Raw genomic sequence first — 24,002 nt, 5'->3', positions numbered from 1 at the left:
TGACGGTTCCCGCCGAACCCCGGCTCGGCGAGGGCTGGTTCCCACAGCCCCTCGCCGAGCCATAACAATGTGTCAACTCTACGCGTGTAGCATGGAGTTGCCGCGCTAGCGTCGCCGACGCCTGCCCTCCCCCTCAGCCCCTTTGTCCCCCGAGGAGAGTGCGCCATCAACGCGTCCAGCCCTCCCGCTGCCGTCGAACTGCGCGGCATCACCAAGCGATTCCCCGGTGTCGTGGCCAACAAGGACATCGACATCACCGTCCGTACGGGCACCGTCCACGCCCTGTGCGGTGAGAACGGCGCCGGCAAGTCCACCCTGATGAAGATCCTCTACGGCATGCAGCAGCCGGACGAGGGCACCATCACGGTGAACGGCGAGAAGGTCACCTTCAACAACCCCGCCGACGCCATCGCCCGCGGCATCGGCATGGTGCACCAGCACTTCATGCTCGCCGACAACCTCACCGTCCTGGAGAACGTCGTCCTGGGCGCCGAGAAGCTGTACGGCATCGGCTCCAAGGCCCGCGCCAAGATCAAGGAGATCTCCGGCGCGTACGGTCTGAACGTCCGCCCCGACGTCCTCCTGGAGGAGCTCGGCGTCGCCGACCGCCAGCGCGTGGAGATCCTCAAGGTCCTCTACCGCGGCGCCAAGACCCTCATCCTCGACGAGCCCACCGCCGTCCTCGTGCCGCAGGAGGTCGACGCCCTCTTCGACAACCTGCGCGAGCTCAAGGCCGAGGGCCTCACGGTCATCTTCATCTCCCACAAGCTGGGCGAAGTCCTGTCCGTGGCCGACGAGATCACCGTCATCCGCCGCGGCACCACCGTCGGCACGGTCGAGCCGGCCGGCACCACCCCCAAGCAGCTCGCCGAGCTGATGGTCGGCAGCGAACTGCCCACGCCGGAGACCGAGGAGTCCACGGTCACGGACGTCCCGCTGCTGAAGCTGGACGGCCTGCGCCTGGCCCAGACCGACCTCGACGGCGTCGAGCGGATCATCCTCGACGACATCTCCTTCACCATCCACAAGGGCGAGGTCCTCGGCATCGCCGGCGTGGAGGGCAACGGCCAGTCCGAGCTGGTCGAGGCGATCATGGGCATCCGCGACCCGGACGGCGGAGTCATCACCCTCGACGGCACCGACATCTCCCACGCCCCCACCCGCGACCGCCGCGAGGCCGGCGTCGGCTACATCCCCGAGGACCGCCACCGCCACGGCCTGCTCCTCGAAGCCCCGCTGTGGGAGAACCGCATCCTCGGCCATGTCACCGAGAAGCCCAACTCCCGCGGCCAGCTGCTCGACATCAAGGGCGCCCGCACCGACACCCAGCGCATCATCCAGGCGTACGACGTCCGCACCCCCGGCATCGACGTCACCGCCGCCTCCCTCTCCGGCGGCAACCAGCAGAAGCTGATCGTCGGCCGCGAGATGAGCCATGCGCCCAAGCTGCTGATCGCCGCCCACCCCACCCGCGGTGTGGACGTCGGCGCGCAGGCAGCGATCTGGGACCACATCCGCGAGGCCCGCCGCGAGGGCCTGGCCGTGCTGCTGATCTCCGCCGACCTGGACGAGCTCATCGGCCTGTCCGACACCCTGCGGGTGATGTACCGCGGCCGCCTGGTCGCCGACGCCGACCCCGCCACGATCACCCCCGAGGAGCTGGGCTCCGCCATGACCGGTGCGGCCACCGGCCACCTGGAGCACACAGAGGACTCCGCCGAGGACCACGAGGACGACGCCCGATGAACAAGCTGACCCAACGCATCGACAAGGAGCGGCTGCTCCTCGGCATCGCGGCGCCGCTGCTGGCGATCGTCGCCGCGCTCGTCGTCACCGCCCTGGTCATCCTCGCCACCGGCAAGAACCCGGGCTCCGCCTTCAGCGACATGGTGAGCTACGGCACCGCCAGCGACAGCCAGGTCTACATCCTCAACAAGGCGACGACGTACTACCTGGCGGGCGTCTCGGTGGCCATCGGCTTCCGGATGAACCTGTTCAACATCGGCGTCGACGGCCAGTACCGGATCGCCGCGTTCTTCGCCGCCGTCCTCGGCGGCGCGCTGACCACGCCCGGCTGGATCTCCATCCCGCTGATCATCCTGTGCGCCATGGCGACCGGTGCCCTGTGGGCGGCCATCGCGGGTGTCCTCAAGGTGACCCGGGGTGTCAGCGAGGTCATCTCGACGATCATGCTGAACTCGATCGCCACCGCGATCATCGCCTACCTGCTGCAGCCAGGGAAGCTCGCCGAGCTCCAGAGCGGCGGCACGGTGATCTCCACCAAGCCGCTGCCTTCGTCCTCGTACTTCTTCCAGATCGACACCGGCGCGGCGGGCGAGCTGTGGGGCTTCATCGTGATCGCCGTGGCCGTCGGCATCGCGTACTGGTTCGTGCTCGGCCGCACCCGCTTCGGCTTCGACCTGCGCACCGTCGGCCAGTCCGAGAGCGCGGCCGCCGCGAGCGGTGTCTCCGTCAAGAAGATGATCGCCACCAGCATGGTCATCTCAGGCGCGGTGGCCGGTCTGATCGGCATGCCCACCCTGCTCAACGACAGCCACCAGTTCAGCAACGACTTCCCGACGGGCATCGGCTTCACCGGTATCGCCATCGCCCTGCTCGGCCGCAACAACCCGGTCGGCATCGCGCTCGGCGCGCTCCTGTGGGGCTTCCTGGAGCGCACCACCAACCACCTCGAGTTCGAGGGCTACGACAAGGAGATCCTCGGCGTCATCCAGGGCGTGATCGTCCTGTGCGTCGTCATCGCCTACGAGCTCGTACGCCGCTACGGCCTCAAGCGCCAGCAGCAGCGGGTCGGCGCCGAGCTCGCCGCCCAGGCCGCTGCCACGACGAAGAAGCAGGAGGTGGCGTGATGACTGCCACGATGACCGACACGCCGCCCCCCGCGGCTCCCAAGGCGGACAGCGAACGCGGCCGCTCGGGCCGCTCGCTCGGCCAGATCCTGATGATCGTCGCCGGTGCGCTGCTGCTCGTCGCCGCGGTGCGCGTCATCTCCGGCTCGGACCAGCTCACCTCCGAGGGCCAGGTCTCCGCCGCGCTCAGCCTCGCCGTGCCCATCGGCCTCGCGGGTCTCGCCGGCCTGTGGTCCGAGCGGTCCGGCGTGGTCAACATCGGCCTCGAAGGCATGATGATCCTCGGCACCTTCGGCGCCGGCTGGATCGGCTGGCAGTCCAACCCGTGGCTCGGCCTGCTGTGCGGCATCGGCTTCGGTGTCCTCGGCGGCCTGGTGCACGCCGTCGCGACCATCACCTTCGGCGTCGACCACATCGTCTCCGGTGTCGCGGTCAACCTCCTCGCACTGGGCACCACCCAGTACCTCGCCAAGATCTTCTTCGCGGACGGCAAGGCGGCCGACGCGGGTGGCAACCCCAAGCAGTCCCCGCCGGTGGACTCGCTGCCCAACATCGACGTACCGGGCCTGTCGGACGGTCTGAAGTCCCTCGAGAACCACCACTGGTTCCTGATCTCCGACATCGCCGGCATCCTCGGCGGCCTGGTCACCGACCTGTCCGTGGTGACGATCTTCGCCATCCTGCTGTTCGTCGGCAGCTGGTGGCTGCTGTGGCGCACGCCGTTCGGTCTGCGGCTGCGCTCCTGCGGTGAGAACCCGATCGCCGCGGAGTCCCTCGGCGTCAACGTCTACAAGTACAAGTACGCGGCCGTCGCCGTCTCCGGCGGCCTCGCGGGCCTCGGCGGCGCCTTCCTCGCGCTGGTCACCTCGCACACCTACCTGGAGGCCCAGACCGGCGGGCGCGGCTTCATCGGTCTCGCGGCCATGATCTTCGGCAACTGGCGAGTCGGCGGCCTCGCCATGGGCGCGGGCCTGTTCGGCTACTCCGACGCGCTGCAGCTGCGCAACGGCGGTGCGACCGTCCATGCGCTGCTGCTCCTGCTGGTGGTGCTGCTCGCGGCGATGGCGGGCTGGAAGCTGTACAAGAAGGCGCTCTGGCAGGGCGGCATCAGCCTCCTGGTGGGCGCGGGTGTCCTGGTCTGGTACCTGGTCACCGACGAGGTCCCGAGCGACTTCGTGGGCGCCACCCCGTACGTCGTCACCCTGCTGGTGCTGTCGCTGTCCGCGCAGCGCCTCAGGATGCCCAAGGCGGACGGTATGCGTTACCGGAAGGGTCAGGGCAAGTGACCCCGCCGGCCGCCGTCGACTGGGAGGCGCTCCGGGACCTGGCCCGCGAGGCCATGTCCCACGCGTACGCCCCCTACTCGGGCTTCCCGGTCGGAGTGGCCGCCCTGGTCAACGACGGCCGTACGGTCTCCGGCTGCAACGTCGAGAACGCCTCCTACGGCCTCGGCCTGTGCGCCGAGTGCGGGCTGGTCTCGGAGCTGCAGCGCACGGGCGGCGGCCGGCTGACGCACTTCACATGCGTGGACGGGCGGGGCGAGATCCTCGTCCCGTGCGGCCGCTGCCGTCAGCTGTTGTACGAGTTCGGGGGCCCGGAGCTCCTCCTGGAGACCCCGGCGGGAATCCTCCCCCTCTCGGAGATGCTGCCGCAGGCCTTCGGGCCGGGCCATCTCGACAAGTAACTCCCGTGCGGCCCCTCCGGCTTGAACCCTTCGAGCGGAGGGGCCGCACACTTCCATGAACCTCGGAAGGAACGCACCCCATGGCCATGGACGCCATCTCCGTCATCCGCACCAAGCGGGACCGCGGCGAGCTCAGCGACGAGCAGATCGACTGGGTCATCGACGCGTACACCCGCGGGGAGGTCGCCGACGAGCAGATGTCCGCGCTCGCCATGGCCATCCTCCTCAACGGCATGAACCGCCGTGAGATCGCCCGCTGGACCGCGGCGATGATCGCCTCCGGCGAGCGCATGGACTTCTCGTCCCTGTCCCGCCCGACGGCCGACAAGCACTCGACGGGCGGCGTCGGCGACAAGATCACCCTCCCGCTGGCGCCCCTGGTCGCGGCCTGCGGAGCGGCCGTTCCGCAGCTGTCGGGCCGCGGCCTCGGCCACACCGGCGGCACCCTGGACAAGCTGGAGTCGATCCCCGGCTGGCGCGCGCTGCTGTCGAACGAGGAGATGCTGAACGTCCTCGACACGACCGGCGCGGTGATCTGCGCGGCGGGCGACGGCCTGGCCCCCGCGGACAAGAAGCTCTACGCGCTGCGGGACGTGACCGGCACGGTCGAGGCGATCCCGCTGATCGCCTCCTCGATCATGTCCAAGAAGATCGCCGAGGGCACCGGCTCCCTGGTCCTGGACGTGAAGGTGGGCACGGGCGCCTTCATGAAGACGATCGAGGACGCGCGGGAGCTGGCGTCCACGATGGTCGGCCTGGGCACGGACCACGGCGTGAAGACCGTCGCGCTGCTGACGGACATGTCGACCCCGCTGGGCCTGACGGCGGGCAACGCCCTCGAAGTCCGCGAGTCGGTCGAGGTCCTCGCGGGCGGCGGCCCCTCGGACGTCGTGGAACTGACCATCGCGCTCGCCCGCGAAATGCTGGACGCGGCCGGAGTGAAGGACGCCGACCCGGCGAAGGCCCTGGCCGACGGCTCCGCGATGGACGTGTGGCGCCGCATGATCGCGGCCCAGGGCGGCGACCCGGACGCGGCCCTGCCCACGTCGAAGGAACAGCACGTCATCAAGGCCCCGTCCTCGGGCGTCCTGACCCGCCTCGACGCGTACGACATCGGCGTCGCCGCCTGGCGCCTCGGCGCGGGCCGCGCCCGCAAGGAGGACCCGGTGCAGGCGGGCGCGGGCGTGGAGATGCACGCCAAGCCGGGCGACACGGTGACGGCGGGCCAGCCCCTGCTGACCCTGCACACCGACACCCCCGAGCGCTTCGAGTACGCGCTGCAGGCGGTGGAGGGTTCTTACGACATCGGGGCGGCGGGGACGCAGTTCTCGGCGTCGCCGGTAGTGCTGGAACGTATCGCCTGACCTGGGGTTTCCTCGTATGGGTTAACGGGATCGGTGGACCGCCGCCGGTCCCGTTCGGCATGCTGGGATCGGTGACGACCGATTGGAGACCGCCATGAGCGCACTCGCCGCCGAGTCCGGATCCTCCAGGGGAACGGGCTGGGACGAGATCGTCCGTATCTGGGAAGAGACGGACGCTCCCGAGGGCAGCAAGGTGGAGATCATCGAAGGGGTCGTCACCGTGGCGCCGCCGCCGTCCGAAGAGCACAACGACACTGCTGAGCTGGTTCAGCGCCTTCTGTACACGGCGATTCCAGACGACTGGGGGGTCTATCAGACACTCGGCCTCGCATGCCCTGAGACGGGCGGCCTCTTCATGCCCGACCTGTGCGTGGTGCCGAGGGCCGCTCTGCGCCGCGGAACGCGCGTGCATGCGGGGGAAGCCGAACTCGTCGTAGAGGTCACGTCGAAGAGCAACGCGAACCACGACCGCATCAAGAAGGCGCATGGCTACGCTGTCGCCGGCGTACCTCTCTACCTCCTGCTGGATGCGTGGCAGTCGGGGCGTCCCACGGCGACGCTCTACGGAGAACCGCAGAGCGGCACCTATCGAGTCCTCGCTTCGGTGGAATATGGCGAGGAACTGACGCTGCCCGCACCCTTCAAGTTAGTCCTGGACACGGGCATCTTCCCGCTGGGCTGAGGTCCCCTCAGCCCAGCAGCGCCGCCACGACCACCAGCACCGGCACCGACAACACCGTCGACAACAGGATCGAGTCCCGGGCCAACCCCTCCGCCACCCGATAGCGACTCGCGTACGTGTAAAGGTTCTGCGCGGCCGGCAGCGCCGACGTCACCACCACGTCGAGGAGTTGGTGGCCTTCCAGCCCGAACACCCCCACCGCCAGGCCCCAGGCAGCCATCGGCTGGCCAACCGCCTTCAGCGCGACGGACAGGAACACGGGGAACCTGTCGGCACCCCGCCCCGGCATCGTGCTGCCGCACAGGGAGATGCCGAAAGCCAGTAGGACCGCGGGCACCGACATGTTGCCGATCAGGGTCACCGGGTCCATGACCGGATCCGGGACATGAACGCCGGTCGCGGCCACCGCGACGCCGGCCAGTGAGCCGACTGCGATCGGGTTACGCAGGGGCGTGAGCAGCCGGAGCCACAGCGGACCCTTCTCGCCCTTCCCCGACAGGTCCAGGACCGTCAGCGCGATCGGGGTGACCCCGATGAGCTGGAACAGCAGCACCGGAGCCACCAGCGAGGCGTCACCCAGCACATACACCGCGATCGGGATGCCGAGGTTGCCCGAGTTGACGTAACTGGAGCACAGGGCGCCGATCGTCGTACGGCCCACACTCCAGCCCCGTACGACACCGACCGCGACGAAGACACTCGCCGCCGCTGCTGTGCTCATGGCCGTCACCAGCAGCCGGCTGGAGAAGATCACCGACAGGTCGGCCCGGGCGAGCGTGGTGAACAGCAGGGCCGGGGATGCCACGTGGAAGGCCAGCTTGGTCAGCACCTCGCGTCCGTGCTCGCCGAGATGGCCCTGCCGTCCGATGACGTAGCCCACCCCGATGACGACCGCGATGACCGCGAAGCCCGTCAGCACTCCCTGCACGGTGCCCCCTCGGCGGGGAGGAGGCCGTCGGGTATCCAGGGCGGTGCTGATGCTTGGGGCATACACCCAACCCTCTGGGGCAGGAGGTCACCGGGTCAATGTGATCCCGGTCGGCGGACACGCCCCGTAGGCGGGCGCCGCCGATGAGTTCCGCCCGCCCGCACGGTCTACCGCTCGTGGACGAGATGACACCCGCCGTACTCCTGCTGCCCGGCCCCGTCACCCGTGACGAGGCGGCCGGGCTGTGCGAGGACGTGCGCGCGCTGCTGGGGTCCACCGGGGCCGCGGTCGTGGTCGTCGACGTCGCCGCGATCGGGCCGCCGGGGCTGGGTGCCGTGGATCTGCTGGCGCGGCTGGAGCTGGCCGCCCGGCGGGCCGGGGGCCGGATACGGCTGCGCGATCCCGCCCCGTCCCTACACGCCCTCCTCGACCTGGTCGGGCTCCGCTTCGAGGTGGAGGGGCAGGCCGAACAGCGGGAACCAGCGCTCGGTGTCGAGGAAGAAGTGGAACCCGGAGAGCCCGCCGTCTGATATCTCCAGCACCTGCACCGCCCACGGGGTGAAGCCGCCCTTCTCCGGGTCCGGCTTGTACTGGGCGAACCCCGGCAGGCCGTTGACCTGGACCGGAAGCAGCCGGGAGCCCTCGCAGGCGGAGCCCAGGGTCGTCATGAAGCCCGTGATGTCGTCATGGCCCGTCAGCCACAGGTCGAACGGCGGCATCGTCATCACGGCGTCCTCGTGCAGCAACGCCGTGAGTGCGGTCATGTCGTACCCCTCGAAGGCCGCCACATAGCGGTCCAGGAGCTTGCGCTGCTCCTCGTCCAGAAGGTCGGAGACGGCCGCGGCCGCCGCCCTGTCGCCCTGCTCGCGCTCGGCGAGCGTCGCCCGCGCCCGCTGCAGGGCGCTGTTGACGGACGCGACCGAGGTGCCGAGCAGCTCGGCGACCTCGCTCGCCTTCCAGGCCAGGACCTCGCGGAGGATCAGCACCGCCCGCTGCTTGGGCGGCAGTTGCTGCAGGGCCGCCATGAAGGCGAGCCGCACGGACTCCTTGGCGACGGCGGCTTCCGCCGGGTCCTCGACGGTCGGCAGCACGCGGGCGTCCGGCATCGGCTCCAGCCAGGTGTCGTCCGGGCGGGGGGAGAGGGCGGCTTGGGCGAGGGGCGTCGACTCGCGCAGGTCCATCGGGCGGGCGCGCTTGTTGCCGGCGGTCAGCATGTCCAGGCAGACGTTCGTCGCGATGCGGTAGAGCCAGGAGCGGAGGCTGGAGCGGCCCTCGAACTTCTCGTAACTGCGCCAGGCGCGGACCATGGTGTCCTGTACCGCGTCCTCGGCCTCGAAGGAGGAGCCGAGCATGCGGTAGCAGTAGCCGGTCAGTTCGACGCGGTGCTTTTCCAGCCTGACGTCGAGGTCTGTTGTCGTCGTCGCCGTACCGTCGGTCATGGTCCACCCACCCCTGTGGCATTCCTGTCGCGCGCCTTTGCGCCCAGCACGTTCGAAGCTAGCGCAGGGCACTGACAATGGCGTGCCGAGCGGGGAAATGTGCAGGTGGGTAGCGGTCGCCGTCCGCTGGGGGCTGCCGCCCCCAGACCCCCCGCCTTCGGCCTGAACGGCCTCGTCCTCAAACGCCGGACGGGCTGAAGAACTCAGCCCGTCCGGCGTTTGAGGAGCGGGGGTCCGGGGGCGAGGAAAGTTCAGTGCGCCGGCACCGGGGCCCGCCGCGCAGCGACCCGCGCCGCTCGCGTCCCGAACACCGTGATCGTCACGACCCCCAGCACCGCCAGCAGCCCGACCAGCACCGTCCCGGCCCAGCCGCCCGCGTGGAAGGCCAGCGCCCCGACCGTGCTGCCCGCACTGGACCCGATGTAGTACGCCGACTGGTACAGCGCGGAGGCCTGCGCCCGTCCCGCCGTCGCCGTCTTGCTCACGGCCGACGACGCGACCGCATGCCCGGCGAAGAACCCCGCGGTGATCAGCACCAGCCCCAGCAGCACCGGCACCAGCGACCCCGCGAGGGTCAGGGCCAGGCCCGTCGCCGTCGTACCGCCCGCCAGATACAGCGCCCCACGGCGGCCCAGCCGCCCCACCAACCGGCCCGCGGTCGAGGCGGACACCGTACCCACCAGGTACACCAGGAAGATCGACCCGATGACGCCCTGCGGCAGCGAGAACGGCGCCTCCGTCAGGCGGTAACCGATCACCGTGTACACCCCGCCGAACACCGTCATGAACAGCGCACCGATCGCGTACAGCCGGCACAGCAGCGGGTTCGACAGGTGGTCGCGCACCGTACGGGCCAGGACCCGCGGCCGCAGCGAGCCCGCCCTGAAATGGCGCGGAGCGGGCAGCAGCAACCGGAATGCCACGGCACAGACCACCGCGATCGCCCCGATCACACCGACCGCGGCCCGCCAGCCCCACTCCTGCGCGACCCACCCGGTGATGACCCGGCCGCTCATCCCGCCGACACTGTTGCCCGCGACGAACAGCCCGATCGCCGTGACCAGCGCCTTCGGGCGGACCTCCTCCGCGAGATACGCGGTCGCCGACGCCGGAAGCCCGGCCAGCGCAGCCCCCTGCACCGCCCGCAGCACGACCAGCGCGGTCAGCGAGGGTGCGAACGGGACCAGGAGCCCCACCGTCACCGCAACCGCCAGCGAACCCGTCATCACCGTACGACGCCCGAACCGCTCCGACAGCGCACTCATCGGAAGGACGAACACCGCCAGACCACCGGTCGCAGCCGCCACCGTCCAGCTCGCCTCACTCGCCGCCACCCCGAACTCGCCCGAGATCAGCGGCAGCAGGGCCTGAGTGGAGTAAAGCAGCGCGAAGGTCGCGACCCCGGCGAGGAAGAGCGCGAAGCTCATACGGCGGTAGCCGGGCCCACCCGGCGTCATACGGGAATCGACGACAGGGACGACGGGGACAACGGATTCGGCGCCCACGACGGTGGACGCCCCGGTACTGGCGGGAGACATGCCTCGAAGCTACGTACGGCCCCGCTCATCCGTCCAATGCATGGAATCGCCATAATCGTTCCCATGGTGCATCAGCAGAGGTCACAAGCTCGCTTGTCACCGTCCAGTGACACAAAAGACACCGAGGACATCGTCTCGCTGCTCGCCCCGCGCCTCGCCCACTTCGCCGGCGTCGCCCGCACCGAGCACGTCACGCGCGCCGCCCAGGAGATGCAGGTCCCGCAGTCCACCCTCTCCCGGGCCATGGTTCGCCTCGAACAGGACCTGGGCGTCGACCTGTTCGCCCGCCGCGGCCGCACCGTCTCCCTCACCCCGGCCGGCCGTACCTTCCTCGGCTCCGTCGAACGCGCCCTCGCCGAGATCGAGCGCGCCGCCGAGGAGGTCCGAGCCGACGCCGACCCGGCCACCGGCAAGGTCGCCTTCGGCTTTCTGCACACCATGGGCGCGGAGACGGTCCCGGGTCTCATCCAGGCCTTCCGCGTCGACCATCCCCGCGTCCGCTTCAGCCTCGTCCAGAACTACGGCGAGGCGATGCTGGAGAAGCTGCGCGCGGGCGAACTCGACCTCTGTCTGACCTCCCCGGTCCCCGACGCCCCCGACCTGGTGGCCCGCCGACTCGACGAACAGAAACTCCGCCTGGTCGTCCCCGCCGACCACCCCCTCGCGTCCCGCCGCCGCATCCGCCTGGCAGAAGCGGCCGACGAGACCTTCGTGACCCTCGAACCGGGCTACGGCATGCGCCTCATCACTGACGACCTCTGCAAGGAGGCCGGCTTCCGCCCGAGGATCGCCTTCGAGGGGGAAGAGGCGGAGACCCTACGGGGCCTGGTTGCAGCGGGCCTCGGGGTAGCGCTCCTGCCCCCACCCGCCTTCCCCCGCCCAGGAGTTGTGGAACTCACGGTCACCGCCCCAAGAGCGGCCCGCGATATCGGCGTCGCCTGGCTGGACGGCCACCCGGACACACCCCCGGTGGCAGCCTTCAAAAAGTTCCTGCTCTCGAGGCGGGGCAACTTGCTGCCAACCTGAACGGGAGCGCCCCTTCAGGGGCGCGAGAAACCACGACGCACCCGCACCCCGCACACAACCCGAACCCCCGAGCTCTCACCGGCGCAGAGACTTACCGAACCCCGCAGCCAACGGCATCCGCAACCCCAACGGCGGCGGAGCCGCCAACGCGTCCTCCACCGGCCGCGAAAAGGCACGTCCGAACAACGCCCCCATCACGAAGTCCTCGGCCAGCGCCTGCACTTCGCTCCGGTACTGGTGCAACCCATGACCGTCGGAGTGCACTTCGAACCGGCACACGTCCCGGTTCGTCTTCTTCGCCCGCGCCGCCAGCCGGAAGGAGAGCTCGGGGTCCGAGACGTCGTCATTCGTGCCATGAACAATCAGCACCCGCCGCCCGGCGAGCTGCTTCACCGGTTCAGGCGAAGCCGCGACGTCCTCCTCCGGCAGCCAAGGCGCCATCGCCAGTACGGAGTTGACGGCCTCGTGGCCGCCCGCGCGCAGTGCGGCACGGCCGCCCATGCCGAGGCCGGCCAGGCACACGGGGACGTCCCCGTAGCGTCGTACGGCTTCGTCCGCGGCCCAGGACGCGTCCCGTGCCAGATGTGCCTCGCTGCCGTTCCAGCCGCGGTAGCGGTAGTGGACGACATGCGTGGCCAGGCCCTCCTGCCGCCCCGCGCGGGCCAGGCGGCGGCCCAGTGCGCGTACGGAGGCGGTCGCCAGCATGGGGGACGGTCTGCGGGCCGACTCCTCGTCGCCGCCGGGGAGCAGCAGAACCACTCCGCTCACCGCCGTCGGTTCCGGGCCGAGTGCCCTCCCCAGCCGGGCCCGTCGAACCGGCGTCGCTTGGTGTGCCATGACAGAACAGTGTCAGAAGCGCGGGTGTACGTGCCCCGTCCTTGCGGTCACCGTTACGTATCGACGGAGTTGTACACCGCGTGATCTACGCGCGTAGGAGGTAGAGTGCGGAAATGACGAGCCAGACCATCTCGAACACCCCGACGCCGGAGCAGATCCGCCGGGCGCCGAAGGTTCTGCTGCACGACCACCTCGACGGCGGTCTCCGCCCGGGGACGATCGTCGAACTCGCCCGCGACGCGGGCTATGACCGCCTCCCCGAGACCGACTCCGACAAGCTCGGCGTCTGGTTCCGGGAGGCCGCCGACTCCGGTTCTCTGGAGCGGTACCTGGAGACCTTCTCCCACACCGTCGGCGTGATGCAGACCCGGGACGCGCTGGTGCGGGTCGCGCGGGAGTGCGCCGAGGATCTCGCCGAGGACGGGGTCGTGTACGCCGAGGTGCGATACGCCCCCGAGCAGCATCTGGAGGGCGGGCTCAGCCTCGAGGAGGTCGTCGAGGCCGTCAACGAGGGCTTCCGGGAAGGGGAGCGGCTCGCGCGTCAGAGCGGTCACCGGATCCGCGTCGGCGCCCTGCTCACCGCCATGCGGCACGCCGCGCGTGCCCTGGAGATCGCCGAACTCGCCAACCGGTACCGGGACCTTGGGGTGGTGGGCTTCGACATCGCGGGCGCCGAGGCCGGTTACCCGCCCACCCGGCACCTCGACGCCTTCGAGTATCTGAAGCGCGAGAACAACCACTTCACCATCCACGCCGGCGAGGCCTTCGGGCTGCCGTCCATCTGGCAGGCCCTGCAGTGGTGCGGCGCCGACCGGCTCGGGCACGGAGTGCGCATCATCGACGACATCCAGGTGCATGCCGACGGCTCGGTGAAGCTCGGGCGGCTCGCCTCGTACGTACGGGACAAGCGCATCCCGCTCGAACTGTGCCCCAGCTCCAACCTCCAGACCGGGGCGGCCGAGTCGTATGCCGAACACCCGATCGGGCTGCTGCGTCGACTGCACTTCCGTGCGACCGTGAATACGGACAATCGACTCATGTCCGGCACGAGTATGAGCCGTGAATTCGAGCACCTTGTCGACGCCTTCGGTTATTCGCTCGAAGACATGCAGTGGTTCTCCGTCAATGCGATGAAATCAGCGTTCATTCCTTTCGATGAACGACTGGCGATGATCAATGACGTGATCAAGCCCGGATATGCCGAGCTGAAGTCCGAATGGCTGTTCCAGCAAACCGCTTCCACCAGCGGTTCTGTTCCCTCGGAGGGGTAACTGGGGATATTGGGGTGTGTGGAATGGGGACGGGTATTCACAACCCGTTCGCATTTCGATGTTTGCGGCGGGCGGGTGCCCGTGTTTACGGTCGTGGACACCGCTCACATTTCCCCAACCCCATTTCGAGGACGCATTTTATGAAGCAGTCTGCTGCCAAGACCCTCGGTGTCGCCGCTCTCGGTGCCGCCTTCGCCGCCACGGGCGCGGGCGCCGCGAACGCGGCCCCGGCGGTCCCGGACGCCACCGGCGCGCTGGGCTCCGTCACCAGTGCGCTCCCGGCGCAGAACGTCTCCCAGGCGCTGCCGGGTGCCCAGGCGGCGGTGGCCCAGGGCAAGCCCGCCCTCGAACGCGGTCTGTCCTCCGTGCGGCCGTCCGCCGGTGCGCTCACCGACGGCTCCGCGCCGGTCGCCGGCCTGCTCGGCGGTATGCCGGTGCAGTCGAGCCTGCCCACGCACGGTCTGCCCGTGAACGGTCTGCCGATCGGCTGACCCGCCTCGGAACGCGCCGATGGGGCGCACCCCCGGGCACGGGGTGCGCCCCATCGGCGTACCTGCGAGAAGGGCTCACCAGGCGGTGCGGGCCGCCTTCTCCTCCGAGGGCAGCAGGATCCACAGCGCTATGTAGAGCAGGAACTGCGGGCCCGGCAGCAGGCAGGAGAGCAGGAAGATCACGCGCATGGTGGTCGCGGAGGTGCCGAAGCGCCGCGCCAGACCGGCGCACACGCCGCCGATCATGCGGCCGTGGGTGGGGCGGACGAGGGCGGACATGTGCGGCTCCTTCGTGAGCGTCGGGTGAGGGGCCTCTTGGCGGCTTCCTCATCTGTCTTCAACGCTACGGAGACGAAGGGGGCAAAGCGTCGCTCTACGGTGCGATCCCGACCCTGGGAAACGTCGGGGTTCGACCCTGAACCGCTTCCTCCTGGCGGACGGCCGCCCGTTCCTCCCGCTCGGACCTGCGGCGGAGCCAGGAGCGGGCCGCGGGGACGACCGCGAGGTGGGCGAGGGCCACGCCCACGGTGTTCATGAGTACCGAGTCCACGTCCGGGACGCGGCCCGGGACCCCGGTCTGCAGCAGCAGAATGCCCAGGGAGACCAGCGCGCCCGCGGCGACCGTTCGGACGAACGAGGCGAACGGGAAGGCCCACAGCCTGCCGTGCGCCATCGGGAGCAGTACGCCGAGCGGCGCGAGGAGGCCGACGCCCTCGCCGATGCGGCGGGCCGCCGCCGGCCCGCCCAGGGCCAGGTCGGCGCGTATGCCGGCGAACGGATGCAGGTTGGGGGGCATCACCCAGGGCACATCCAGCGGGCGCAGCGTGAGCCAGGCGACGAACGCGAGGTGTGCGATGAGGATGACACTCCCTGTCGCACGGATGCGGATGCGCTCCGCGGGGAGGTCGGTCTGGAATCCGCGGGTTGGTTGTGGCTGGTCGCGCCGTTCCCCGCGCCCCTTCAGGGGCGCGGTAGTCCACCGGGGGTCACCTGTCCCGCCTTGACGCTGCACGACCCCCTAGACGCCGCCCGCGGCGGGATCGGTTCCGGCTTGGGCGCAGGTACCTGTATGAGGCCTCCACCACACCCGTACGTCAGCCGCCCGTAACGTCGGTCGAGGGCGGCTGCTCGGTGCCCGGGCGGGAGCGGACCTCGTCCGTGCACTCGTAGCGGCGCAGCGGCTCCTTGCCGGGGCCGCCGAGGATGACCGAGCCGTCGCCCTCGGCCGCCGCCGAGTCGGAGAACGTGCAGACGACCTGGGCGAGCGCGAAGGACGTGAGATCACCGGGCGGGTTGCTCAGCCGGAGCGTGTCGTCGGGGTCGCCGGAGCCGGGGCCGCGCACGGTCATGCCGCCACGGACGTCCGTGGTGTACCCGGCCTCCTTCTCGGCGGCCGACGGCGTCGCCGCGAGCTGGTCGAGCAGCCCCTGCGCCACCAGTACCCGCCGCTGCGAGTCCGGGGAGCCGTCCGGGACCCGTACCGTCCGGTCCACGGCGACCAGCGAGGACCCGCACAGCAGGAACACCTGCACCGGCAGCCCGCGCGAGGCCTGGGTCGAGACCTCCGGCTCGGCCGGCGAGCACTGCACCTGGGAGGGCGCGGCCCCGAAGTCCGTGGGCACCTCGGTGGGCCGGATGCCGCAGCCGGTGAGCAGCGCGGCCATTCCGACGAAGAAGGGGAGCGCCGGCAGGCGTCGTACGGTCATGAGGCGTTCCCGTTCTTCCCCGTGTCCTTCTCGGACTCCTCCGTCAGCGCCGACGCGTCCCGCGGCAGCCGCAGCGTGAACACCGCACCCCCGTCGGGGGAGTTGGCGGCGGTGATCTCACCGCCGTGGATGTGGGCGTTCTCCAGGGCGATGGACAGGCCGAGGCCGCTGCCCTCGGAGCGCGGGCGGGAGGCGCTCGCCTTGTAGAAGCGGTCGAAGACGTGCGGCAGGACGTCCTCGGGGATGCCGGGCCCATGGTCGCGGACGGCGATGACGATCGAGTCGTCCTCGGGCCGCACCGACACCCGCACCGGCGACCCGCCGTGCTTGAGCGCGTTGCCGATCAGGTTGGCGAGGATCACGTCCAGGCGGCGCGGGTCGAGACGGGCGTGGAGGCCGCGCTCGGCGTCCAGGTCCACCGCGTCCAGCCAGGCCCGGGCGTCGATGCAGGCGGTGATCTGGTCGGCGAGGTCGACGTCGTCCAGGACCAGCCGAGCGGTGCCCGCGTCGAAGCGGGTGACCTCCATGAGGTTCTCGACGAGGTCGTTGAGCCGCCGGGTCTCGCTGACGACGAGCCGCACGGCGGGCTCGATCATCGGGTCCATCGACCCGGACTCCGCCTCCAGCTCCTCCTCCAGGATCTCCGTCACGGCGGTGATCGCGGTGAGCGGCGTACGGAGTTCATGACTCATGTCGGCGACGAACCGCCGGGACGCATCGTCCCGCGCGGCCATGTCCTCGACCCGTTTCTCCAGCGCCTCGGCCGCGTAGTTGAACGTCCGTGACAGATCGGCGAGTTCGTCGGTCCCCGACACCCTGAGCCGGGTGTCCAGCTTGCCCTCGCCGAGCCTGCGCGCGGCCACCCCGAGCCGCTGCACCGGCTTGAGCACGGTCGAGGCGGCGGCCTGCGCGAGCAGCGCCGAGCCGACCAGCGCGAGCCCGGTGGCGATCCCCAGCGACCAGGCGAGGGAGTTGAGGTCCTTGGCCTCCGGCTCCAGCGACTTGAGCATGTAGCCGGTCGCCCCGCCGTTGATCACCCTCGTGCCCGCCACCAGGTAGGGCGTGCCGTGGTCGACGACGCGCTGCCAGTACAGGTGGTAGGCGTACTTGTTGCCGGAGTCGACCTGCTGCTTCCTGGTCACGGCCGCACGCAGCGACTTGGGCACGTCCCGCAGCGAGAAGCCGTCCAGGCCGCCCGAACTGCCGTAGACGGTCCTGCCGTCGGCGTCCTGCGCGACGAGCAGCACGCTGAAGCGCTGGCTGCTGTTCGCCATCTGCCCCGCGGTGTGCTGCAGTTCGTCCTGCGAGGGGTGCGCGGTCAGGGTGCCCGCCCGGGTCTGCATCGCCTGCCGGAAGTCGCCGAGCACCGCGTCCTGGGTGCGGGTGAGCACGGCCTCGCGGTTGAGCCAGTACGCGATCCCGGACGCGGAGACGGCCGCGGTGAGCGCCACCAGGCCGAACACGACGACCAGGCGGAGCCGGAGACTGGTGAAGCGCAGCCGTGAAAGATGTCCCTTGCGGGTCGCGGCCCAGCCGCGAACCCCCCCTTGCGCTTCGGTCACTGAGGCGTGTCCAGCCGGTAACCCACGCCCCGCACGGTACGGATCAGCGTCGGGGACGACGGAACGTCCTCGACCTTGGCACGCAGCCGCTGGACGCACGCGTCCACCAGCCGGGAGTCGCCCAGATAGTCGTGCTCCCACACCAGCCGCAGCAGCTGCTGCCGGGACAGCGCCTGGCCGGGCCGCCGGCTCAGCTCCAGGAGCAGCCTGAGCTCGGTCGGCGTGAGCTGCAGGTCCTCGCCGTTCTTGGTCACGGTCATGGCCGCGCGGTCGATGACCAGGCTGCCGAAGCTCGCCGCGTCGGTCGACTCGCGATCCCCGCGGCGCAGCACGGCCCGGATCCGGGCGTCGAGCACCCGCCCCTGGATCGGCTTGACCACATAGTCGTCCGCGCCGGACTCCAGGCCCACGACCACGTCGATGTCGTCACTGCGCGCGGTGAGCAGAATGATCGGCAGCTGGTCCGTGCGCCGGATGCGCCGGCACACCTCGAACCCGTCGATGCCGGGCAGCATCACATCCAGCACGATCAGGTCCGGCCGTTGCTCCCGCAGGAGCTTCAGACCGTCCTCACCGGTGGCAGCGGTGGCAACCCGGTGTCCCTGGCGCGTAAGAGACAGCTCCAGGGCCGTACGGATGGCGTCGTCATCCTCGATCAGCAACAGGGTAGGCACGCGCTCATTCTGGCCCATGGTGGGTCGGGGTTTCGACTCCTGCTGCGGACCTGTATGCCTGCGTGCCCGTACCGCTCTTCTCTGTGACCGTGCTGTGTCTTCCCTGCGGCCGACCCCTGTGACAGGTCTGTGACAGTCGGCGGACACGGCCATGAAGGTGCGAGGGCAAGCTTCTCGGCACAGGCAAGGAAGCACCGCAGAGATACACCGCCTGAGCAAGCCGAACACCGGAAGTCCACGACGGGGGGCGCGAGATGAACATGCTGCACAGCACGAGCACCAGCGCAGTGATCACGCGCCTGCACGACGTGAACGGGGGCCGGGGTTCCGAGAAGTCCGGTGCCGTGAGCGGGCGGGGGTGCGCTCGCGGCGCCGGGCGTCAGCACACCGCGTACATGACGGTGGTTGACACCTTCACGGGGGAAACGCACGGGGGAAGCGCGTACAGGGAGGACACGGGGGAGCGCCGTTCGCTGTCGGAGGCGGAGTTCACCGCCTACGTCCAGGAGCGCCGCGCCTCCCTGTACGCCACCGCCTACCACCTGACCGGTGACCGCTTCGAGGCCGAGGACCTGCTGCAGAGCGCGCTGTTCTCGACGTACAAGGCCTGGGACCGGATCAGCGACAAGGCCGCGGTCGGGGGCTACCTCCGCCGCACCATGACGAACCTGCACATCAGCGCGTGGCGCCGCCGCAAGCTGAACGAATACCCGACCGAGGAACTGCCGGAGACGCCCGGCGACACGGACGCGATGCGCGGCACGGAGCTGCGCGCGGTCCTGTGGCAGGCGCTCGCCCGCCTCCCCGAACTCCAGCGCACCATGCTGGTCCTGCGCTACTACGAGGGCCGCACGGACCCGGAGATCGCGGAGATCCTCGACATCAGTGTCGGCACGGTGAAGTCCAGCATCTGGCGGTCGCTCCGCCGGCTGCGCGAGGACGAGGTCCTCAGCTTCGGCCGTGACGAGGAGGACGCCTTCGGGGAGCTCGTCGCCTGAGGGTTGGGGGGGACAGTAAGTAACGGGGGAAGTACGGGGGAGCAGTAACCGGGGGGACCCACGGGGGACCAACGGGGTTCGTGGGGGAAGCACCACGGGGGAACGGGGGAAGCGGGACTGGAGGGCCGGGGGGTCCGTCCAGTCCCGCTTTTGCTTGTGCTCCCGCTTTTGTGTGTGCGGTCAGCGTGTGGGGGTCGCCGCCGGGCGCCGGCCCACCGCGGCCGCGGCCAGCCGGCCCAGGGCCTCGTCGCGGTCGCAGGCGTGGGCGCCGAGGGCGGTCTGGCGGGCGATGATCGAGCGTTCCTGGCGCATCAGGCGCCAGCCGCGGCGCAGCAGGAACGGGACCGACTTGCGGCCCTCCTTGAGGTCGCGCAGGAAGCGGCGGCGGAACGTGCGGACCGCGCCGCGGTTCAGGCACAGGGCGTCGGCCAGCAGCCCCAACTCCCGGCAGCGCTCGACTATCTCGGCCGCGAAGATGCCCTCCGCGATGAACAGCGGGGTCCGCCCTATGTCGACGGTCTCCTCGCCGGTGCGGGCGGAGCGGGAGATGTCGTAGACGGGAACCTTCGTACGGCCCGTGCGGCACAGCTCCGCGATCGCGGCGACGGCCGTGTCCGTGTCCCAGGAGTCCGGGTGGTCCCAGTCGATGTCGGAGCTTCCCGCCACCAGCGGCAGAGTCGGGTCCTCGCCCTCCTTGTAGAAGTCGTCGAGGCGCAGCACGGGGAGGCCCGAGCGGGCGGCGACAAGGGACTTGCCCGAGCCCGAGGGGCCGCAGAGCAGCACGACGCGGGCGGGGGAGGGGAGATGGATGCTCACGGGACACCAGTTTGACGTATTCCGTACGTCCTGCCGACCCCGCGGGTCGGCTTTGGAGTGCGCATCACATCTCAACTACCCTTCGTGTCGACCTGATTACTCAGCGAATCCAGTGAATACAAGGTGACTACTGCCATGGCACGACACGCTTCCCCCTCCAAGCCCCACGCCCGGCGCGTCCTGATCGCCCTCGCGACCGTCTCGGCGGCCCTGGGTGCGAGCGCGGCGACGGCGTCCGCGGACTCCACGGCCGCCGTGAAGGTGCCGTTGTCGCCGACGACCGCGGCGAACGCGCTCAGCAAGCTCGACGCGCAGAAGAGCCTGCAGGCGCCGACCGGCCAGGTGCGGTCCGTCACCGGCTCCGTCCAGGGCCTCAAGCGGGGCGCCCTCACCCGCAACCCCGTCGACCCGACGAGCAACCACATCGCCGGCCCGCTCTCCGGGCTGAGCTACCTCGCCGAGACGAGCCCGGTCGGTACGGTGCCGGCGGCGCTGACGACGGCCGCCATGCTGCTGGGCGGACCCCGCCTGGTCTGAACCCGGCCCGCGCATGAGAGAGAGCCGCGTCTTCCCCGGACGGAGGGAGGACGCGGCTCTCAGCTTTGAAGAGGGCTCAGTACGCCGAGCCCGACGCGCCCAGCGAACCCGTCGGGTGCCAGACCGTCTTCGTCTCCAGGAACGCCGTCATGCGCTCGGTGCCCGGAGTTGTCGACCAGTCGACTTCATCCACAGGCTGTGGACGGAGAACCCGCTTCAGGTTGTCCGCCGCCGCGATCTCCAGTTCCTTCGCCAGGCCATCGTCTGTGCCGGCGCCGGCGAGGTCGATCGCGTTGACGTCCTGGTGCGCCGCCAGCGGCGTGGCGATCTCCGTCGTACGGCCGGAGAGGACGTTGACGACGCCGCCGGGGAGGTCGGAGGTGGCCAGGACCTCGCCCAGGGACAGCGCGGGCAGCGGGGACTTCTCGGAGGCCACCACGACCGCCGTGTTGCCCGTCGCGATCACCGGGGCGATCACCGAGACCAGACCGAGGAACGACGACTCCTGGGGGGCCAGGACCGCGACCACGCCCGTCGGCTCGGGCGAGGACAGGTTGAAGTACGGCCCCGCGACCGGGTTTCCGCCGCCGACGACCTGGGCGATCTTGTCGGTCCAGCCCGCGTACCAGACCCAGCGGTCGATTGCGGCGTCGACGACGGCGGCGGCCTTCGACTTTGACAGGCCCTCCGAGTCGGCCACTTCGCGCACGAACTGCTCGCGGCGGCCCTCCAGCATCTCGGCGATGCGGTAGAGGATCTGACCGCGGTTGTACGCCGTCGCACCCGACCAGCCGCCGAACGCCTTGCGGGCGGCGACCACCGCGTCACGGGCGTCCTTGCGGGACGAAAGGGGCACGTTCGCCAGCCAGTTGTTCTTCGAGTCAGTCACCTCGTACACCCGGCCGCTCTCGGAACGCGGGAACTTCCCGCCGACGTACAGCTTGTAGGTCTTGAAGACCGACAGGCGCTGCTCGGTCTTTTCGGTCTTCTCAGACATCGAGGTACGCCTCCAGGCCGTGGCGGCCGCCCTCGCGGCCGAAGCCCGACTCCTTGTAGCCGCCGAACGGCGAGGTCGGGTCGAACTTGTTGAACGTGTTGGACCAGACGACGCCCGCACGGAGCTTGTTCGCTACGGCGAGGATCCGCGAACCCTTCTCCGTCCAGATACCCGCCGACAGTCCGTACGGGGTGTTGTTGGCCTTCGCGACCGCCTCGTCCGGGGTGCGGAAGGTGAGGACGGACAGCACGGGGCCGAAGATCTCGTCGCGGGCGATCCGGTGCGCCTGGGTGACGTTCGTGAAGAGCGTCGGGGCGAACCAGTAGCCGGAGGACGGGATTTCGCAGGCCGGGGACCAGCGCTCGGCGCCCTCCGCCTCGCCCTGTTCGACGAGGGTGGTGATGCGGGAGAGCTGCTCCTCGGAGTTGATCGCGCCGATGTCCGTGTTCTTGTCGAGCGGGTCGCCGAGCCGGAGGGTGGAGAGGCGGCGCTTGAGCGAATCCAGGAGCTCGTCCTGGATCGACTCCTGGACGAGGAGCCGGCTGCCCGCGCAGCAGACCTGGCCCTGGTTGAAGAAGATGCCGTTGACGATGCCCTCGACCGCCTGGTCGATCGGGGCGTCGTCGAAGACGATGTTGGCGCCCTTGCCGCCCAGTTCGAGGGTGAGCTTCTTGCGCGAGCCCGCCACCGTGCGGGCGATCTCCTTGCCGACCGCCGTCGAGCCCGTGAACGCGACCTTGTTGACGTCCGGGTGCGCGACGAGCGCGGCGCCCGTGCCGCCATAGCCGGGAAGGATGTTGACGACGCCCTTGGGGAGGCCGGCCTGGCGGCAGATGTCCGCGAAGAACAACGCCGACAGCGGGGTGGTCTCGGCCGGCTTCAGCACCACCGTGTTGCCCGTCGCCAGCGCGGGCGCGATCTTCCACGCCAGCATCAGGAGCGGGAAGTTCCAGGGGATGACCTGGCCGGCGACGCCCAGCGGTCGCGGGTTCGCTCCGAACCCGGCGTGGTCGAGCTTGTCGGCCCAGCCCGCGTAGTAGAAGAAGTGCGCGGCGACCAGGGGGAGGTCGGCGTCGCGGGTCTCCTTGATCGGCTTGCCGTTGTCGAGGGTTTCCAGGACCGCCAGCTCACGGCTGCGCTCCTGGATGATCCGCGCGATGCGGAACAGGTACTTGGCGCGCTCCGAGCCGGGCAGCGCCGACCACTTGTCGAACGCCTTGCGAGCGGCCTTCACCGCGCGGTCGACGTCCTCGGAACCGGCCTGGGCGACCTCCGACAGCACCTCCTCGGTGCTCGGGGAGACCGTCTTGAAGACCTTGCCGTCGGCCGCATCCGTGAACTCGCCGTCGATGAACAGGCCGTAGGACGGCGCGATGTCGACGATCGAGCGGGACTCGGGTGCCGGGGCGTATTCGAATGCGGATGCCATGGTGATCAGTCCACCGTCACGTAGTCGGGGCCGGAGTAGCGGCCGGTGGCCAGCTTCTGACGCTGCATCAGCAGGTCGTTCAGGAGCGAGGAGGCGCCGAAGCGGAACCAGTGGTTGTCCAGCCAGTCCTCGCCCGCGGTCTCGTTGACCAGGACGAGGAACTTGATGGCGTCTTTGGAGGTGCGGATACCGCCGGCGGGCTTCACGCCGACCTGGATGCCGGTCTGCGCGCGGAAGTCGCGCACGGCCTCCAGCATCAACAGGGTGTTGGCGGGGGTGGCGTTGACCGCGACCTTGCCGGTGGACGTCTTGATGAAGTCCGCGCCCGCCAGCATGCCGAGCCAGCTCGCGCGGCGGATGTTGTCGTACGTCGACAATTCACCCGTCTCGAAGATGACCTTGAGGCGGGCCGACGTCCCGCAGGCCTCCTTCACGGCGACGATCTCGTCGTACACCTTCATGAAGTTGCCCGCGAGGAACGCCCCGCGGTCGATGACCATGTCGATCTCGTCGGCGCCCGCGGAGACGGCCTCGCGCACGTCGGCCAGTTTCACGGCGATCGGCGCGCGGCCCGCCGGGAAGGAGGTGGCGACCGAGGCGACCTTCACGGAGGAGCCGGCGACGGCCTCCTTCGCGGCGGGCACCATGTCGGGGTAGACGCAGACGGCCGCGGTCGCGGGGGTCGCAGGGTCCGTGGGGTCGGGGTGGACCGCCTTGGCGCCGAGCGCCCGGACCTTGCCCGGGGTGTCCGCGCCTTCCAGCGTCGTCAGGTCGACCATCGAGATGGCGAGGTCGATGGCGTACGCCTTCGCGGTCGTCTTGATGGAACGGGTGCCGAGCGAGGCGGCGCGCGCCTCCAGGCCGACCGCGTCGACGCCGGGCAGCCCGTGGAGGAAGCGGCGCAGCGTGCTGTCGGACGCGGCGGCGTCAGCGAGAGCGTGTGCTGTGGGTGCAGTGGTGGGCATGGTCACCAGACGAGCATATCTACGCGCGTAGCGGCTGTACACCCCGGAAGAGCGACTCTATGAACCGCAGGGGACGAATCCGACCTCAAGGGCGCGAGGCACTGCACGACAAGCCACCCACGACCAGCACCCGCGGACGGACAGATCCCCCACGGCGAACAGGCGCATCCGCTCCCGCCGGCAGGCTG

The 24,002-nt window shown here is 70.1% G+C and carries 25 protein-coding genes; 12 read left to right on the top strand and 13 right to left on the bottom strand.

Annotation, left to right across the window (positions count from 1 at the left end; genetic code table 11):
- Positions 1-231 precede the first annotated feature (231 nt).
- From IH68_RS0106900 to IH68_RS0106875, 6 genes are all read left to right on the top strand, one after another.
- On the top strand, positions 232-1,746 hold the full coding sequence (locus tag IH68_RS0106900) for an ATP-binding cassette domain-containing protein (protein WP_030930003.1): 1,515 nt from the start codon (positions 232-234) through the stop codon (positions 1,744-1,746).
- On the top strand, positions 1,743-2,870 hold the full coding sequence (locus IH68_RS0106895; protein ID WP_030930001.1) for an ABC transporter permease: 1,128 nt from the start codon (positions 1,743-1,745) through the stop codon (positions 2,868-2,870). The genes IH68_RS0106900 and IH68_RS0106895 overlap by 4 nt, the downstream gene beginning before the upstream one ends.
- Positions 2,870-4,156, top strand: coding sequence for an ABC transporter permease (locus IH68_RS0106890; protein WP_030929999.1), 1,287 nt, complete (start codon positions 2,870-2,872; stop codon positions 4,154-4,156). Before IH68_RS0106895 ends, IH68_RS0106890 begins: the two co-directional genes overlap by 1 nt.
- A complete protein-coding gene (locus IH68_RS0106885) occupies positions 4,153-4,554 on the top strand; it encodes a cytidine deaminase (RefSeq protein WP_030929984.1) in 402 nt (133 codons plus the stop codon). Before IH68_RS0106890 ends, IH68_RS0106885 begins: the two co-directional genes overlap by 4 nt.
- An 80-nt stretch (positions 4,555-4,634) precedes the next feature.
- A complete protein-coding gene (locus IH68_RS0106880) occupies positions 4,635-5,918 on the top strand; it encodes a thymidine phosphorylase (protein WP_030929982.1) in 1,284 nt (427 codons plus the stop codon).
- A 94-nt stretch (positions 5,919-6,012) separates the two neighbouring features.
- Positions 6,013-6,600, top strand: coding sequence for a Uma2 family endonuclease (locus IH68_RS0106875; RefSeq protein WP_030929979.1), 588 nt, complete (start codon positions 6,013-6,015; stop codon positions 6,598-6,600).
- A gap of 7 nt (positions 6,601-6,607) precedes the next feature.
- Here the strand turns inward: IH68_RS0106875 and IH68_RS0106870 are convergent, their stop codons facing one another.
- Entirely contained in the window at positions 6,608-7,528 is a 921-nt protein-coding gene (locus IH68_RS0106870; RefSeq protein WP_030929975.1) for an AEC family transporter, read from the bottom strand.
- Positions 7,529-7,671: 143 nt separating this feature from the next.
- Between IH68_RS0106870 and IH68_RS52825 the strand changes: the two genes are divergently transcribed.
- A complete protein-coding gene (locus IH68_RS52825) occupies positions 7,672-8,058 on the top strand; it encodes an STAS domain-containing protein (protein WP_159403651.1) in 387 nt (128 codons plus the stop codon).
- Here the strand turns inward: IH68_RS52825 and IH68_RS0106865 are convergent.
- Together IH68_RS0106865 and IH68_RS0106860 are read right to left on the bottom strand one after the other, a co-directional pair.
- On the bottom strand, positions 7,942-8,967 hold the full coding sequence (locus IH68_RS0106865; protein ID WP_030929972.1) for a sigma-70 family RNA polymerase sigma factor: 1,026 nt from the start codon (positions 8,965-8,967) through the stop codon (positions 7,942-7,944). The genes IH68_RS52825 and IH68_RS0106865 overlap by 117 nt on opposite strands.
- A gap of 251 nt (positions 8,968-9,218) precedes the next feature.
- Positions 9,219-10,505, bottom strand: coding sequence for an MFS transporter (locus tag IH68_RS0106860; protein ID WP_030929969.1), 1,287 nt, complete (start codon positions 10,503-10,505; stop codon positions 9,219-9,221).
- Between the two features lie 63 nt (positions 10,506-10,568).
- Here IH68_RS0106860 and IH68_RS0106855 point away from each other — a divergent pair, with 63 nt between their 5' ends.
- Positions 10,569-11,531, top strand: a complete 963-nt coding sequence (locus tag IH68_RS0106855; RefSeq protein WP_030929966.1) for a LysR family transcriptional regulator — start codon at positions 10,569-10,571, stop codon at positions 11,529-11,531.
- Positions 11,532-11,606: 75 nt separating this feature from the next.
- On the opposite strand, the gene IH68_RS0106850 is transcribed toward IH68_RS0106855, so the two are convergent.
- On the bottom strand, positions 11,607-12,368 hold the full coding sequence (locus tag IH68_RS0106850; protein ID WP_030929963.1) for an alpha/beta hydrolase: 762 nt from the start codon (positions 12,366-12,368) through the stop codon (positions 11,607-11,609).
- Between the two features lie 113 nt (positions 12,369-12,481).
- Here IH68_RS0106850 and IH68_RS0106845 point away from each other — a divergent pair, with 113 nt between their 5' ends.
- Positions 12,482-13,639 carry an adenosine deaminase gene (locus IH68_RS0106845; protein WP_030929961.1) on the top strand — a complete coding sequence of 386 codons (1,158 nt, stop codon included), beginning with the start codon at positions 12,482-12,484 and terminating at the stop codon, positions 13,637-13,639.
- A 140-nt stretch (positions 13,640-13,779) separates the two neighbouring features.
- Positions 13,780-14,130, top strand: a complete 351-nt coding sequence (locus IH68_RS0106840) for a hypothetical protein (RefSeq protein ID WP_030929957.1) — start codon at positions 13,780-13,782, stop codon at positions 14,128-14,130.
- A 75-nt stretch (positions 14,131-14,205) separates the two neighbouring features.
- Here IH68_RS0106840 and IH68_RS0106835 read toward each other — a convergent pair whose 3' ends face one another.
- The 5 genes from IH68_RS0106835 to afsQ1 all read right to left on the bottom strand — a co-directional run bounded on the left by IH68_RS0106835 (position 14,206) and on the right by afsQ1 (position 18,072).
- Positions 14,206-14,409 carry a PspC domain-containing protein gene (locus IH68_RS0106835; RefSeq protein WP_030929945.1) on the bottom strand — a complete coding sequence of 68 codons (204 nt, stop codon included), beginning with the start codon at positions 14,407-14,409 and terminating at the stop codon, positions 14,206-14,208.
- A 94-nt stretch (positions 14,410-14,503) separates the two neighbouring features.
- Complete coding sequence (locus IH68_RS0106830) at positions 14,504-15,019, bottom strand: VanZ family protein (RefSeq protein ID WP_030929943.1); 516 nt, start codon at positions 15,017-15,019, stop codon at positions 14,504-14,506.
- 205 nt (positions 15,020-15,224) lie between these two features.
- The gene (locus tag IH68_RS0106825) at positions 15,225-15,836 is read right to left on the bottom strand and encodes a hypothetical protein (RefSeq protein WP_030929941.1); all 612 of its coding nucleotides are present in this window, start codon (positions 15,834-15,836) and stop codon (positions 15,225-15,227) included.
- Entirely contained in the window at positions 15,833-17,398 is a 1,566-nt protein-coding gene (locus IH68_RS0106820; RefSeq protein ID WP_030929938.1) for a sensor histidine kinase, read from the bottom strand. Before IH68_RS0106820 ends, IH68_RS0106825 begins: the two co-directional genes overlap by 4 nt.
- Positions 17,395-18,072 (bottom strand): two-component system response regulator AfsQ1, encoded by a 678-nt coding sequence (gene afsQ1, locus IH68_RS0106815; RefSeq protein WP_030929935.1) that lies wholly within the window; start codon positions 18,070-18,072, stop codon positions 17,395-17,397. The genes IH68_RS0106820 and afsQ1 overlap by 4 nt, the downstream gene beginning before the upstream one ends.
- A gap of 254 nt (positions 18,073-18,326) precedes the next feature.
- Between afsQ1 and IH68_RS0106810 the strand changes: the two genes are divergently transcribed.
- On the top strand, positions 18,327-19,070 hold the full coding sequence (locus IH68_RS0106810; protein WP_030929932.1) for a SigE family RNA polymerase sigma factor: 744 nt from the start codon (positions 18,327-18,329) through the stop codon (positions 19,068-19,070).
- 180 nt (positions 19,071-19,250) lie between these two features.
- Here IH68_RS0106810 and IH68_RS0106805 read toward each other — a convergent pair whose 3' ends face one another.
- Entirely contained in the window at positions 19,251-19,886 is a 636-nt protein-coding gene (locus IH68_RS0106805) for a uridine kinase family protein (protein WP_030929929.1), read from the bottom strand.
- A 135-nt stretch (positions 19,887-20,021) separates the two neighbouring features.
- On the opposite strand from IH68_RS0106805, the gene IH68_RS0106800 reads away from it, so the two are divergent.
- On the top strand, positions 20,022-20,423 hold the full coding sequence (locus IH68_RS0106800; RefSeq protein WP_030929927.1) for a hypothetical protein: 402 nt from the start codon (positions 20,022-20,024) through the stop codon (positions 20,421-20,423).
- A gap of 76 nt (positions 20,424-20,499) precedes the next feature.
- On the opposite strand, the gene IH68_RS0106795 is transcribed toward IH68_RS0106800, so the two are convergent.
- The 3 genes from IH68_RS0106795 to deoC are packed head-to-tail and all read right to left on the bottom strand — an operon-like array spanning position 20,500 to position 23,814.
- Positions 20,500-21,420 carry an aldehyde dehydrogenase family protein gene (locus IH68_RS0106795; RefSeq protein ID WP_030929925.1) on the bottom strand — a complete coding sequence of 307 codons (921 nt, stop codon included), beginning with the start codon at positions 21,418-21,420 and terminating at the stop codon, positions 20,500-20,502.
- Positions 21,413-22,849 carry an aldehyde dehydrogenase family protein gene (locus tag IH68_RS0106790; protein ID WP_030929923.1) on the bottom strand — a complete coding sequence of 479 codons (1,437 nt, stop codon included), beginning with the start codon at positions 22,847-22,849 and terminating at the stop codon, positions 21,413-21,415. The genes IH68_RS0106795 and IH68_RS0106790 overlap by 8 nt, the downstream gene beginning before the upstream one ends.
- Before the next feature lie 5 nt (positions 22,850-22,854).
- The gene (gene deoC, locus IH68_RS0106785) at positions 22,855-23,814 is read right to left on the bottom strand and encodes a deoxyribose-phosphate aldolase (RefSeq protein WP_030929920.1); all 960 of its coding nucleotides are present in this window, start codon (positions 23,812-23,814) and stop codon (positions 22,855-22,857) included.
- Between the last annotated feature and the right edge of the window lie 188 nt (positions 23,815-24,002).

This window comes from Streptomyces sp. NRRL S-646 (assembly GCF_000720765.1).
In the GTDB taxonomy this organism is placed as follows: Bacteria; Actinomycetota; Actinomycetes; order Streptomycetales; family Streptomycetaceae; genus Streptomyces.
The sequence above is the reverse complement of the archived record's forward strand: the minus strand, read 5'-3'. Positions and strand labels throughout refer to the sequence as shown.